Source organism: Leisingera sp. ABM4_101, assembly GCF_056158725.1.
Genome location: NZ_JBSWTV010000002.1, coordinates 2,340,424 through 2,353,975, shown reverse-complemented (window position 1 = coordinate 2,353,975; position 13,552 = coordinate 2,340,424). Strand labels below are relative to the sequence as shown.

General features: G+C 63.7%; 13 protein-coding genes and 1 pseudogene. 4 read left to right on the top strand and 10 right to left on the bottom strand.

The window, feature by feature from the left end; all coding sequences use genetic code 11:
* Positions 1-52: 52 nt before the first annotated feature.
* Positions 53-2,098 carry an acetyl-CoA carboxylase biotin carboxylase subunit gene (locus tag ACXAEK_RS12565; protein WP_475042349.1) on the bottom strand — a complete coding sequence of 682 codons (2,046 nt, stop codon included), beginning with the start codon at positions 2,096-2,098 and terminating at the stop codon, positions 53-55.
* Positions 2,099-2,244: 146 nt separating this feature from the next.
* A complete protein-coding gene (locus ACXAEK_RS12560; RefSeq protein WP_475042348.1) occupies positions 2,245-2,448 on the bottom strand; it encodes a hypothetical protein in 204 nt (67 codons plus the stop codon).
* Positions 2,449-3,125: 677 nt separating this feature from the next.
* On the opposite strand from ACXAEK_RS12560, the gene ACXAEK_RS12555 reads away from it, so the two are divergent.
* The gene (locus ACXAEK_RS12555; RefSeq protein ID WP_475042347.1) at positions 3,126-4,268 is read left to right on the top strand and encodes a DcaP family trimeric outer membrane transporter; all 1,143 of its coding nucleotides are present in this window, start codon (positions 3,126-3,128) and stop codon (positions 4,266-4,268) included.
* 95 nt (positions 4,269-4,363) lie between these two features.
* On the opposite strand, the gene ACXAEK_RS12550 is transcribed toward ACXAEK_RS12555, so the two are convergent.
* The 5 genes from ACXAEK_RS12550 to ACXAEK_RS12530 all read right to left on the bottom strand — a co-directional run bounded on the left by ACXAEK_RS12550 (position 4,364) and on the right by ACXAEK_RS12530 (position 7,664).
* Complete coding sequence (locus ACXAEK_RS12550) at positions 4,364-4,708, bottom strand: hypothetical protein (RefSeq protein WP_475042345.1); 345 nt, start codon at positions 4,706-4,708, stop codon at positions 4,364-4,366.
* A 69-nt stretch (positions 4,709-4,777) separates the two neighbouring features.
* Positions 4,778-4,918, bottom strand: a complete 141-nt coding sequence (locus ACXAEK_RS12545) for a hypothetical protein (RefSeq protein WP_475042344.1) — start codon at positions 4,916-4,918, stop codon at positions 4,778-4,780.
* A gap of 214 nt (positions 4,919-5,132) precedes the next feature.
* Positions 5,133-5,525 carry a DUF6497 family protein gene (locus ACXAEK_RS12540; protein ID WP_475045265.1) on the bottom strand — a complete coding sequence of 131 codons (393 nt, stop codon included), beginning with the start codon at positions 5,523-5,525 and terminating at the stop codon, positions 5,133-5,135.
* Between the two features lie 98 nt (positions 5,526-5,623).
* Positions 5,624-6,052, bottom strand: coding sequence for a hypothetical protein (locus tag ACXAEK_RS12535; protein WP_475042343.1), 429 nt, complete (start codon positions 6,050-6,052; stop codon positions 5,624-5,626).
* Positions 6,053-6,131: 79 nt separating this feature from the next.
* Positions 6,132-7,664, bottom strand: coding sequence for an acyl-CoA carboxylase subunit beta (locus ACXAEK_RS12530; RefSeq protein ID WP_475042342.1), 1,533 nt, complete (start codon positions 7,662-7,664; stop codon positions 6,132-6,134).
* Positions 7,665-7,879: 215 nt separating this feature from the next.
* Between ACXAEK_RS12530 and ACXAEK_RS12525 the strand changes: the two genes are divergently transcribed.
* The 3 genes from ACXAEK_RS12525 (at position 7,880) to ACXAEK_RS12515 (ending at position 11,663) form a co-directional block, all read left to right on the top strand.
* Positions 7,880-9,091 (top strand): multidrug effflux MFS transporter, encoded by a 1,212-nt coding sequence (locus ACXAEK_RS12525; RefSeq protein ID WP_475042340.1) that lies wholly within the window; start codon positions 7,880-7,882, stop codon positions 9,089-9,091.
* Between the two features lie 74 nt (positions 9,092-9,165).
* A complete protein-coding gene (locus ACXAEK_RS12520; protein WP_475042339.1) occupies positions 9,166-10,554 on the top strand; it encodes a helix-turn-helix domain-containing protein in 1,389 nt (462 codons plus the stop codon).
* Positions 10,555-10,592: 38 nt separating this feature from the next.
* The gene (locus tag ACXAEK_RS12515; RefSeq protein WP_475042337.1) at positions 10,593-11,663 is read left to right on the top strand and encodes a hypothetical protein; all 1,071 of its coding nucleotides are present in this window, start codon (positions 10,593-10,595) and stop codon (positions 11,661-11,663) included.
* Between the two features lie 12 nt (positions 11,664-11,675).
* On the opposite strand, the pseudogene ACXAEK_RS12510 reads toward ACXAEK_RS12515, so the two are convergent.
* The 3 genes and pseudogenes from ACXAEK_RS12510 to ACXAEK_RS12500 form a co-directional block, all read right to left on the bottom strand.
* Positions 11,676-11,918, bottom strand: a pseudogene (locus ACXAEK_RS12510) (transposase); the annotation flags it as partial.
* A 671-nt stretch (positions 11,919-12,589) separates the two neighbouring features.
* Entirely contained in the window at positions 12,590-12,868 is a 279-nt protein-coding gene (locus ACXAEK_RS12505) for a hypothetical protein (RefSeq protein ID WP_475042336.1), read from the bottom strand.
* 296 nt (positions 12,869-13,164) lie between these two features.
* Complete coding sequence (locus tag ACXAEK_RS12500) at positions 13,165-13,404, bottom strand: HP1242/YdcH family protein (protein ID WP_475042335.1); 240 nt, start codon at positions 13,402-13,404, stop codon at positions 13,165-13,167.
* Positions 13,405-13,552: the final 148 nt, after the last annotated feature.

Sequence of the window (13,552 nt, the reverse complement as noted above, 5' to 3'; positions counted from 1 at the left end):
GGGGCGGGAAAACCCGCCTGCCCGTCTGCATATGTGCCTGCCCCAAGGTGCATTATTCGAATTCCATGATCACGTCGTCGACCGCCAGGCTGTCGCCGGCGCCCGCGTTGATCTTGGAGACCACGCCCTTCTTCTCGGCGCGCAGGATGTTTTCCATCTTCATCGCCTCGACGGTGCAAAGCGCCTGGCCCTCCTGGACCTCCTGCCCCACTTCGACGTCCACCTTCACGATCAGGCCGGGCATCGGGCAGAGCAGCATCTTGGAGGTGTCCGGCGGCAGTTTTTCCGGCATCAGCTGCGCCAGCTCCGCCTGCCGTGGGGTGCGCACATGCACCTTGAGGTCGGCACCGCGGGCGCGGATGCGGAAGCCCTGGGTGACCTTGCCGGTCTTCAGCACCAGGGTTTCGCCGTTCACGTCCAGCGTGGCCAGCTGGTCGCCCGGGGTCCAATCGGAGGCCACCCGCAACTCGCTGCCGTCGTCGAATTTGACGGTGGCGCCTTCGCGGTCGGCGTCGATCACCACATTGAAGGACTGACCCTGCAGGGAGACAACCCAATCGGTGCCCACCTTGCGCTCGTGGTTGTCCATCCGGCCCGAGACGCGGGTGCGGCGGATTTCGGCAACCCTGTGCATCGCGGCGCAGGAGGCCGCGATCTTGCGCAGGTCGGCCTCGGGCAGTTCCACGCCTTCAAAACCGTCCGGGTATTCCTCGGCGATGAAGGCGGTGGTCATGTCGCCGGAGACGAATTTCGGATGGTCCATCACCGCCGCAACAAACGGCAGGTTGTGGCCGATGCCCTCAACCTCGAAGCTGTCGAGCGCCACGCGCATCGCCTCGATCGCCTCGCCGCGGGTCGGAGCCCAGGTGCAAAGCTTGGCGATCATCGGGTCGTAGTACATCGAGATCTCGCCGCCCTCATAGACGCCAGTGTCATTGCGTACGGCCGATGCGCCGGTGGGCGCGTCGCCATGCCAGGTGCCATTCTCAGCCATCGGGCCGGCGGCGACCTCTGCCGGCGGGCGGTAGCGGGTCAGGCGGCCGATGGAGGGCAGGAAGTTGCGGTACGGGTCTTCGGCGTAAAGACGGTTTTCAATAGCCCAGCCGGTGAGTTTCACATCTTCCTGGCGCAGCGGCAGCTCGCCGCCATCTGCGACGCGGATCATCTGTTCGACCAGGTCGACGCCGGTGATCAGCTCGGTGACCGGGTGCTCCACCTGCAAGCGGGTGTTCATTTCCAGGAAGTAGAAGTTCTTGTCGCCGTCGACGATGAATTCAACAGTGCCGGCAGAGGAATAGCCCACAGCCTTGGCCAGCGCCACCGCCTGCTCGCCCATGGCGCGGCGGGTGTCTTCGTCGAGGAACGGCGACGGGGCCTCTTCCACGACTTTCTGGTTGCGGCGCTGGATCGAGCATTCACGCTCGCCCAGGTAGATGCCGTTGCCGTGCTTGTCACACAGCACCTGGATTTCGATGTGGCGCGGCTGGGTGACGAATTTCTCGATGAAGATCCGGTCGTCGCCAAAGGAGTTCGCAGCCTCGTTCTTGGAGGACTGGAAACCTTCGCGGGCTTCCTCATCGTTCCAGGCGATCCGCATGCCCTTGCCGCCGCCGCCGGCGGAGGCCTTGATCATCACCGGGTAGCCGATCTGGTTGGAGATGCGCACGGCTTCCTCGGCGTCCTCGATCAGCCCCATGTAGCCCGGCACGGTGGAGACACCAGCCTCCTGGGCGATCTTCTTGGAGGTGATCTTGTCGCCCATCGCCTCAATCGCGCCTTTCGGGGGGCCGACAAAGGCGACGCCCTCGGCCTCGAGCGCCTCGGCGAATTTGGAGTTTTCCGACAGGAAGCCGTAGCCCGGATGCACGGCTTGCGCGCCGGTCTGGCGGATTGCCTCCATCACCTTGTCGATGACGATATAAGACTGGTTGGCAGGCGGCGGGCCGATGTGGACGGCCTCATCCGCCATTTGCACATGCAGGGCCTGCTTGTCGGCGTCAGAGTAGATGGCAACGGTTTTGATACCCATCTTGCGCGCGGTTTTGATCACGCGGCAGGCGATCTCGCCGCGGTTGGCGATCAGGATCTTATCAAACATAGGCGGTCCCTTTGTATTCTGGCCCTTGGCCCTTGGCATTCCGGAATGCAAAACGCCGCGCCCGGGGCAGACCCGGACGCGGCGTTTGCGCGATGTCAGAAGCAGCCCGCGAGGGGCGGCTGTTCAGATGTGCAGAGGCGGCGGCCTCAGCACTTGCGGGGGTTTTGCTCGCAATAGACGAGGTTTGCGGCCACGCCGACGGCTGCGCCGGTGACCAGGTTGGCGTCGAGGATCGCGGCGCCAAGCGCGCCGGCGCCGCCGCCGTAAACGATGCGTTCGCCAGTGGTGTCGCCGCAGGCCGCAACGAGGCCGCAAAGCGAGAGCGCCGCGATAAGAGATTTTGCCCGCATGTCCAGTTTCCTTCTTCCGGGGACGTCAGTGTCCCTGCGGAATGTGCAGGCTTGGCGCGGCAGGGCAACGGCACAGTTTGCGAGGCGAAAAGTTGGGCGGAGGCTTGCCGCATCGGGGGGGATAAGCGGCAAGCTTCCGCCAGTGCCTGAAGGGGATAAAAGACGGGCAGGCCGCGGATGGGGTCGCGTACCTGCCCGTTCAGGCGAAGGGGCCGGAACAGATGCTCGGCACTGCAGCGTGGCTGCGCTGCTTGACCTACGATGCACGCCCCCGGCGCCGCTGTAAGCCCCTGAACTGCAAGGCGGTTGTTTTGGGCAAATTCCTGCTAAATCGCGCGGGGCATGTGCAAATTCACGCCGACATACCGCGGCAGCCGTCCGCAGCTGGCGCGGCTGCGCTGCGGCGCTGTCACAGATCCGTTATGAAGCCGGTGCGGAGCCGCGCCAGCCCTGGCGCCCCAGCGGCCCCCGCGTGAGCGGCAGGCGGATTGCAGCGGCAGGTTTTGCTGCACCGCCAAAGGCTTGACTGCCTCTGTCACAACAGTGGGACGGGGCCGTGAGTTTTGGTCACATTTCCCGGCGCCGGAGATCACGGCGGCTCCCCTTGATGTCATTTCCCCCTGTTTGCGGTCCGTGAAAGCGTGGCCGCACACCACTGAAGGAGGAGGGATAACCCCATGAACAAGGTGCAAACGGGGCGCTTTGCCCTGGCTGCCGCAGCGCTTGCCGGCAGTGCCGGGCTGGCGCAGGCAGACACGCAGTCCGAGCTGCAGGACCTGCGCAACCGCGTCGCGGCCCTGGAGGCTGAAAACCAGCAAGTGACCGGCGCCCCCGGCGATTTCCGGCTGGGCAATACCGCGGTCGACATCTACGGCTACGTCAAGGCCGATTTCTATTACGACTTCGATTTCACCCAGGGCGACACTGCCTTTGTCAACAACATCGGCGAGCCAGTGAATGCCACCGACGGCGAGTTTGGCGCCACCGTGCGCCAGTCGCGCCTGGGCATCCGCACCACCACCGAAACCGGCATCGGCACCCTGAAGGGCCAGCTGGAGTTTGACCTGTTCGCCTCCGGCGGCACTTCCGAGCTGCGGCTGCGCCATGCCAATGTGCAGATTGGCGAAAACTGGCTGGTCGGCCAGTACTGGACCAACTTCATGCCGCTGGGCGAATACCCCACCAGCGTCGAGTTCAACGGCCCTGTCGGCATCGCCTTTGCCAGGGTGCCGCAGATCCGCTACAGCAACAGCTTTGGCGACGGCTTCGACTACAGCCTGTCGCTGGAGGAAAACACTGCTGCCTCCAGCGATCCGGTGGCCACCGCGGCCTTCCAGTACAGCAATGATCTGTTCACCGCGCGGATTGCGGGCCTGGCGGGCACCGTCGAAAGCGGCGGCGTGGAGGTCGATCAGACCGGTGTGACACTGTCGGGCTCGATCCGCCCCTGGGACGGCGGGCTGTTCCAGGCCACCTATGTTGACGGCGAGGCGCTGGGGCCGCTGCTGATCGGTCTTGGCGATGCGGTGGTCGGCGGCCAGGCCAACGATGTGGAAGGCTACACGCTCGAATTCCGCCAGGACATCGGCGAGAAGTGGAATGTCGGCATCGGTTACGGACGCGAGGATTACGATCTGCCGACCTCGACCGGCACGCTGTCCTTTACCGAGCTGGAGACCATTCACGTGAATGCCTTCTTCAGCCCGACTGACAATCTGACGCTGAGCGCCGAATACATCTTTGGCGAACGCAACGACACGATCTCCGGCAATACGTTTGACGGCGACCGTGTGCAGCTGGCGGTGCAGCTGAACTTCTGACGCGGCACCGGTCAGGCGGCGCCCCGGACGCAGCAGCAGGCATCGCGGAGCAATCCGCGGTGCCATTTGCGTGCTATAAATCCGGGGCCGCGCCATCACTCGAACGCGTCCGGGAAAGAGGCGCGCGCAACGGCCTCATTGATGACCAGCAACGCCTCGTAGCTTTCAGGATCAAAGGGATCTTCGGCCGGGATCACCTCTCGGCCGAACAGCCAGCTGAGGCGGCCTGCGTCCAGGTTGCCGCGCTCAAACGGCTGGTCGCCGAACTGCTCCCACAGCGCCTGCATAAAGACCGTATCGACACGTTTGTCGACATTCTTGCGGTCGCGGAAGCGCTCGCGCCGGATCAGCGGCGTTGCCCCTTTGGGGTTGGGGCGGCGGATGGTGAATTGGAAATCGGTACCGGGCATACGGCCCGGGAACCCGCGGTGTTTCAGCATTTGGGTGCCTCCTGTCCGGCACCCTGCGGGCGGGAAAGGGCCGGCCGCAGGGCCGGACCCTTATGGTCGTTACTTGAGCTTGCCGGTGAATTCCGGCTCTTGCGAGATCGGCTCGGGCTCGACCACGACGAATTCTTCTTCCTGCTGGGCGCAGGCTGCAACGGCGGCCAGCAGGCCGGCCATGGCGATAAGCTTGATGCTCTTGGACATTGCTGTCTCCTGATAAAATTTGCGAAACCTGCGGGGGGCTCGCCGCCCGCGTGCCTCAACCTCAATGTGAAGGCAGCCTTCTGGCTGCCCGCGCCAAGGATAGCGGGGTTTGCAGCGGTGTCACATGCGAATCGCGGCAAATGACAGCGTTGTGGCTGCAATGCCGCAAGAATCCGCCGGTCTGAACTGTACGCCGCAAGATATTGTGGAAACATCAGAAAGCCTCCCACATGCAGCCCGCGCCCTGAGGGCGGTAGGCCTCGAAAAACTGGGTGGCGGCAGGGTCCTGCGCACCAAAGGGCAGCAACCGGTCCGACAGCGAAATCACCACCCGGGCGGCGCTGACCCCGTGTTCGGCCAGATAAGGCAGCGCCAGGGTTTCGCAGAGATGGTCCATGTCTGGCGCCGCCGCCTCATAGCTGACGGTGCCGGTGCCGCGGGCGATCTGCGGCGCCACAAAGCGGAACCGCGCCCAGGTCTCACCAGCAAGTCCGGGGGTCTCGTCCAGGAGCACCTCTGCCAGCGTCACGGACTGGCCCGAAGGGACCGCCACCGCATCCGCTGCCGCAGCAGAGAGGGCACAGAAGCAAAATGGGAGTGCCGCCAGAAATCCGCAGCCCCGGCCCCCGGTTTCCCGGGCTCCTCCGGCCGGGGCTGCAGGCGCAGCACAAGAAGCGCGCGCTATCTGATTTCGGCTGACGCGGATCATGAGACTGATTCGCTCCCCATGTCAATTTTTGCCGCAATTTTGTGCGGATTCTTCGCTTTCGAACCGAATTCGGGGCACGGTCTGCCCTTGCGCCGCCAGGCATGGCGCAGCCAGCGGGCCTGGTTGCCGGGGTGGTCAAGCACCTCCGCTATCAGCCCAGCGGCATTGGCGGGCACCCGGCCGGCCACCTGCCCGCCTGCCCGGACCCGAAGCCCCTGCCCCGCGGCGGTGATCTCCACCACTGGCGAGAAGCCGCGCAACGACTGCAGTTTGCGCCACATGTCCTGGCGGATCTGATGCGCCAGCCGCAGGGGATCAGCGGCGGGCAGCACCATCTCCGCCGCGACGTCGAAACGTGCAGGCAGGCGGCGCGACAGCGTCAGGGCGCTGTCCGTGCGGGTGATATGCCAGGAGGTGCGGGACAAGACCGAAGCGCCCTCTTCTTTCTGGTGAAAAATACTCTCGGGGGTGCGGGGGCAGACAGCCCCCGCTGAAACATCCGCGTTACAGCGGAATGTTGTCGTGCTTTTTCCAAGGGTTTTTCAGCTGCTTGCCCCGCAGGGAGGCAAAGGCGCGGCTGACCCGGCGGCGGGTGGACTGGGGCATGATCACCTCGTCGATGAAGCCGCGTTCCGCCGCCACAAACGGGTTGGCGAAACGGTCTTCATACTCCGCGGTTTTCTGGGCGATCTTTTCGGGATCGTTCAGATCGGCGCGGTGGATGATCTCGGTGGCGCCCTTGGCGCCCATCACCGCGATCTCGGCGGTGGGCCAGGCATAGTTGAAGTCGCCGCGCAGGTGCTTGGAGGCCATCACGTCATAGGCGCCGCCATAGGCCTTGCGGGTGATCACGGTGACCTTGGGCACGGTGGCTTCGCCATAGGCGAACAGCAGCTTGGCGCCGTGTTTGATAACACCGCCGTATTCCTGGGAGGTGCCCGGCAGGAAGCCCGGCACGTCGACGAAGGTCAGGATCGGGATCTCAAAGCAGTCGCAGAAACGCACGAAACGGGCGGCCTTGCGGCTGGAGTCGATGTCGAGGCAGCCCGCCAGCACCATCGGCTGGTTGGCAACGACACCCACGGTCTGGCCTTCGAGGCGGATGAAGCCGGTGATGATGTTCTTGGCGAAATCCTCCTGGATCTCGTAGAAGTCGCCCTCGTCCGCCACCTTGGTGATCAGCTCCTTCATGTCGTAGGGGCTGTTGGGGTTTTCCGGGATCAGCGTGTCGAGGCTGCTCTCGATGCGGCCGGGCTCGTCAAAGAACGGGCGCACCGGGGGTTTTTCGCGGTTATTGAGGGGCAGGAAGTCGACAAGGCGGCGGACTTCGGCCAGCGCCTCCACATCGTTTTCAAAGGCGCCGTCGGCCACGGAGGATTTACGGGTGTGGGTGGAGGCACCGCCCAGCTCTTCAGCCGTCACCACCTCGTTGGTCACGGTTTTCACCACGTCCGGGCCGGTCACGAACATGTAGGAGGTGTCCTTAACCATGAAGATGAAGTCGGTCATCGCCGGGCTGTAGACCGCGCCGCCCGCGCAGGGGCCCATGATGACAGAGATCTGCGGGATCACGCCGGACGCCATGATGTTGCGCTGGAAAATCTCGGCGTAGCCGGCCAGCGCGTCGACGCCTTCCTGGATCCGAGCACCGCCGGAGTCGTTGATGCCAATGACCGGTGCGCCGTTTTGCACCGCCATATCCATGATCTTGCAGATCTTCTGGGCGTGGGTGGCAGAGACCGAGCCGCCCAGCACGGTGAAGTCCTGGGAGAAGACATAGACCTGGCGGCCGTTGATGGTGCCCCAGCCGGTGACAACACCGTCGCCCGCCGGCTTGTTGTCCTCCATGCCGAAATCGGTGCAGCGGTGGGCGATGAACATGTCGAACTCTTCAAAGCTGCCCTCGTCCAGCAGAAGTTCGATCCGTTCGCGGGCTGTCAGCTTGCCGCGCCCATGCTGTGCGTCGATGCGGCGCTGGCCGCCGCCCAGCCGCGCGTCCTGGCGGCGGTCTTCCAGCTCGGAAAGGATGTCTTTCATGGCACATGTCCCCTGTAGATTTCACCGCGACCATATATTGCGCTACAGCGAAGCCAAAGGACATTTTCGCAAATTTGCAAATCGTTTGCATATGAGGTTGGCAAAGTTGAAAATCAGCAAACCCAGGAAGCCGCAACCGCCGTCCAGCACCGCACATAGAGGTCTCCCGGAATGTGCGATAGACAAGGGCGGCGGGCTGCTCTAAGGCAGATGGTATGTCCACATATGATGCCCCGGCCTCTGGCCAGCGGACGCCCCCGCGCATTTTCACTCTGATCCTGCTGGCAGGGCTGTCGGCGCTTGGCATGAACCTGCATCTGCCGTCGCTGGCGGGGATGGCAGAGTATTATGCGGTTGATTACCGGGTGATGCAGCTGTCGGTGGCGCTGTATCTGGCGGGCAATGCGGTGGTGCAGATCTTTGTCGGCCCGATTTCCGACCAGATGGGGCGGCGGCCGGTGATCCTGGCCAGCATCGCGCTGTTCCTGCTGGCGACGCTCGGCTGCATTTACGCACCGACAGCGGAAATATTCCTGATGTTCCGGGTGGCGCAGACGGTGGTGGCGGGCACCATGGTGCTGAGCCGCGCCGCGGTGCGCGACATGTATGACACCGGCAAGGCCGCCAGCATGATCGGTTATGTGACCATGGGCATGGCGGTGGTGCCGATGATCGGCCCGGCCATCGGCGGCGTGCTGGATCAGTGGCTGGGCTGGCAGGCCAATTTCTGGCTGCTGTTCCTGGTGGGCGCCGCCACATTGGCCATCACCTACAGCGATTTTGGCGAAACCGCCCGCAAGAGCGGCAAGACCCTGATGGCCCAGTTCCGCGAATATCCGGAGCTGCTGCGCTCGCCGCGGTTCTGGGGCTATTCGCTGGCCTCCGGCCTCGCCTCCGGGTCGTTCTTTGCCTATCTCGGCGGCGCGCCTTTTGTCGGCACCGAGATCTATGGCCTGAGCACAGCAGAGCTGGGGGTGTATTTCTCTGCCCCCGCAGTCGGGTATTTCGCAGGAAATTTCCTGTCGGGGCGGTATTCCACCCGGATCGGCATCAACCGGATGGTGCTGTGGGGCTGCGCCATCAATGGCGGCGGGGTGCTGCTGTCACTGCTGATTGCGCTGGCGGGCGCTGACACGGTCTACAGCTTCTTTGGCCTCATGTGTTTTGTCGGGGTCGGCAACGGCATGGCAATCCCCAATGCCACAGCCGGTGCGATCTCGGTGCGGCCGCATCTGGCGGGCACTGCATCAGGCCTTAGCGGCGCCATCATGATCGGCGCGGGCGCGGCGCTCAGCGCCTTTGCGGGGATGCTGCTGGTACCCGGTTCCACCGCGGTGCCGCTGCTGGCGATCATGTTCGGCACCGGGGTTTGCGGATTGATTGCAATCCTGCTGGTGGTACTGCGGGAGCGGCAGATCGGCGCATAAAGGCCGGCGCGGGCTTGCAGACACCAGTTTGCATTTATACCATTCGCAAGACCCGGATTTGCAAAGGCGCCCCCATGGCCACCCAGAAACTTTACGCCGGCGCCAAGCTGCGCGAGATGCGGCAGCGGCTGGAGCTGACGCAGAAGGATTTCGCTGCCAAGCTGGGCGTCTCCCTGCCCTATCTGAACCAGATGGAGAACAACAACCGCCCGGTGTCGACCACTGTGGTGCTGGCGCTGGCGCAGGAATTCGGCATGGATGTGACCGAATTGTCAGCTGGGGACAGCGAGCGGCTGGTCAGCGACATGCGCGAGGCGATGGCAGACCCGGTGTTTGCCGATGATGCGCCGCCCTTGGCGGACCTGCGGCTGACGGCGTCGAATGCGCCTGCGCTGGCGCGGGCCTTTCTGGCGCTGCACCGGGCTTACCGGCAGACCCATGAGCGGCTGGCCTCATTGGATGAGGCGCTGGGGCGGGAGGATGCGCGTATTCAGGCCAGCCCCTGGGAAGAGGTGCGCGATTTCTTCCACTATTGCGACAACTACATTGACGCGGTGGACCACGCGGCGGAGCGGTTCGCAGCCACAAGCGACATCCGCGCCGCGGCCGTTGCCGAGCTGGAGCGCGGCGGCATCACCGTGCGCCAGACCGAGATGGAGGGGCTGCGCCACTATGATGCGGAGGCGCAGGCGCTGCATTTGTCAAACCGCTCCGCCCCGCAAACGCAGCTCTTTCAGATGCTGCTGCAGGTGGCGCTTTTGCGGCAGAACACTTTGCTGGAAGCCACCCTCGATTTTGCAAAATTCCAGAGCGAGGAAGCCCGCGCTATCGCCAAGATCGGCCTCGCCAATTACTTCGCGGGCGCGGCGCTGATGCCTTACGGGCGGTTCCTGGAGGCGGCGCAGGCCTGCCGCCATGATCTGGAGCTGCTGGCGATCCGCTTTGGCGCCTCGATCGAGCAGATCGCGCACCGGCTGTCCACCATGCAGCGGCCCGGCGCCAAGGGGGTGCCGTTCTTCTTTGTAAGGGTGGATCAGGCGGGCACCATCACCAAGCGGCATTCGGCCACACGGCTGCAGTTTGCCCGGTTCGGCGGCGCCTGCCCCTTGTGGAACGTGCACCGCGCTTTTGAGACCCCGGGCCGCTTCCTGCGCCAGCTGGCGGAAACACCGGACGGGGTGCGCTATATCTCGCTGGCCCGCGACGTGTCGAAACCGGGCGGGTCGTTCGGCGCGCCGGTGCGGCGCTATGCGATTGCGCTGGGGTGCGAGGTGCGCCATGCGGATGCGCTGGTCTATGCGGACGGAATGGATGTGAGCAGCGGCGCCGCATATGAGCCAATCGGCATCTCCTGCCGGATCTGCGAGCGGAAGGACTGCCACCAGCGCTCGGTGCCGCCGCTAGAGCGGCGGCTGACCATCAACACCGACCAGCGCGGGGTTCTGCCCTATGAGGTGAGCTGAGGCTCTGCACCGCCAATTTCAAGAACAAGGACAGGGCAATGCCGCCACCTTTCAGAAACCGCCTGATCCTTCACGCCGGGATGCACAAGACTGGCAGCACCTCCATTCAGGCTGCGCTCGCCAACGGTGGATCGGAGGGCGCCCATACCATGCGGCTTGGCCGCCCAAACCACTCAGCCCCCTGCAGAATTCTGTTTCAAGATCAGCCTGAACAGCATTTCGCCTTCAGGCACCGCGGACTGAGCGCAGCCGATCTGGCCGGGAAACGCGAGGAACTGGAAAAGCGGGTCAGGCGTCAATTGCGCAACCGGCCGGAGGAGACCTTTATCCTGTCAGCAGAGTGGTTCTCAATTGCGGGTGAAGCGGCGCTGGCCCGGGTGCGGGACCGGTTCTGCCCGCATTTCCGGGAAACGGCGGTCTTTGCCTATGTGCGCCCGCCTGCAAGTTTTCTGCGAAGCTCGCTGCAGCAAACCATCAAGACAGGCGCAGACAGTTTCCAGCTCCTGTGGCCCGATTACCGGAACCGTTTTGAGCCGCTAGACCGCGTTTTCGGGCGGGAAAACGTCCGGCTGCGCATTTATGCGCCCGAACATTTCACCGGAGGAGACGTGGTTCAGGATTTCACCGAATGGGCAGGCATCGCACCAGCCGCGGGGGCCGGGCAAATCCGCAACTCCAGCATGACCGCCACGGCTTTGGCTCTCATTTCCTGCTACCGCCGGAACAGCAACGTCCGGTTCGGCACCCCTGCCCTTGCGCGAAGGGACCGGTTGATCGTCGATACGCTTATGGAGCTGCCCGGCCCGCGGTTTGAACTGTGTCCGGATCTGGTCAATGGCGCTATCTCAGCGAATGCTGAGGATCTTGCGTGGATAGAAAAGCGGATTGGCCAGAGGCTGCCTGCACCGCCGCAGCTGACGCGGCCTGCAGGCGATACCTTCCGGATCGGCAGCGACGCGGATCTGAAACTGGCGGCCGCTGCCTTTGCCCCCGTGCTGGAGGGCGGAACGCCGGAACAGCAGGCAGAAGACCCCGAACTGGCTGACAGGGCCGCATGGGAAAAACTCAAGATGTTTATCGCGGGCCTGCCAGAACCAGAAGGCGGCTAGCAACTGTATTTCTCAGGTGGCTTGAGGGGACCATTTCTGACGCGCTTTGGCGCGTGCGTTTGCGATTGCAACCAGCTTTTGCGCGACCGCAGGGATGATGATTTTGTGCGGTTTTCGAGCGGATCGAAGGCGTTCTGCAAAGGTTTTGAGAACTGGATTGTGAAGGATGGCGGCGAGGGCAGCCTGGAACATGACGTGCCGCAGCAACCGCCGTCCACCCTTAATTGCGCGTTTTCCCCGCATCGCGCCGCTGTCATGTGCAACAGGGCCAGACCGGCCAGAGCTGAGGCCTGTCCTCCTGGCAGTTGGCCGAGTTCGGGCATTTCAGCGATCAGCATGGACCTGGCGACAGGCCCGATCCCGGGGCCGGATCAGGGTAATTCAGCTGCCTCATGCGGATCCTCATTAGCGGCGATGGCGGTTTCGATCTGAATCTCCAAAACCGTGATCTAACGATCCAGCAGAGCCTTTAGTTCAGCGTCCGTCTCTGCAAATATTTCCGCCAATCCCGGTTTCCGGCGCGCCTCGCGGCATTGTCAAACCGGCAAGGCCGGAATGCCATTTGCGCGTATTTGGCTATCGCTGCCGATGGCCGCGCGGGAGACACTTAATGCCGGGTCAGTCCCGGCTGATATTTATGCCAATGATCCGTTCCGGTGTTATCGTGTTCATACTGTTCGGGCATTCCTTCGGACCAATGGCAGCCATGCCCTCACTCCTTTTGATCCGTGGTCCGATGCGGCCACATTCAACTGTTCGGGACGTTGGAAAGCGGCGGTGCTGGCTTGCTTGGAAAATTGGTCAAATCCACACCATAGACCGCCCCGTCAGCAACCTCGGCCAAAGCGGCTGACGGCGGCAGCATAGCAAACCGGAGGTACAGAAGGGTCAGGATTGCCCAGGCTCCGCGAACCTGGGCAGCCGCCTCAGCCGCGCAGACGGTCCAAAAGGCGGGTCATCAGGGCCCGTTCTTCTTTGGCCGCCGCCTGCTGCGGCTGAGGCGGCCGGGCTGCCGGGGCCGGCTGCCATTGACGTGCCCGGACCGGCGCGGGCGGCTGCTCCTGATCAGGGAGTGGCGCCGGGCTTTCGGCCCGGACAATATTGCGGACCGCAGCAAGCATGTCAGCATCGGAAGTGTCGTCAGGCACCCCCTCGATTTCCTGCCAGCGCCCGGGCTGATAGGCCGGCTGATAGGTCTGTCCCATACGGCTGCTCCTTCACGTAACATGCCGGCCTCACGCCGGGCTTGGGCTGCAGTCTGAATATAGGGCAGTCGGCCATATTTTTGCCGGATTTGCCTTAAATTAACCGCAGTTGCCTTGGTTTGGCAGCCAGGCTTGAACATTGCGCACACCTTCCGGCGTTTGTTGCCGTTTCGGGATCAATTGCGCCGCGGCGACTCGCCTTGCGGCCCAGCCGCCTCCGGCTCGGTCCGCGCTCCGGACGCAAAAAAGGGGACGCCCCAGGGCGCCCCCCCTTCTTCTCGTGGTCCTTGCTGGCGTCACGCCTTGGACAGGATGCCCCAGATTTCGTCCTTCAGCGCCGCGCGCTGCTTGCGCAGACTGGTTTCCGCCTCGGCGCTGACCGGCTCCACATTGGTTTCTGCGCGGTGCACCGCACGGTTCACCTCGTGATAGGTATCCGCCAGCTTGGCGAAATGGGCATCAGACTGTTTCAGCTGGCTCATCAGCGCCGCTTTTTCCGGGAATTCCTCGGCCAGTTCATGGGGAGTATTGGACACCTGCTCGCTCCTTCTACCTAGGGTCGCTTGCAGATTATTGCCTGCCCTGCCCGGCCACTTTGACGCGGATCAAAAGATGCCTTCGGCGGGCGGAATTTCGATGAAATTCCGGCAGTAAAAAGCCGCCCGCACAAAGGGGAGGTGGCGG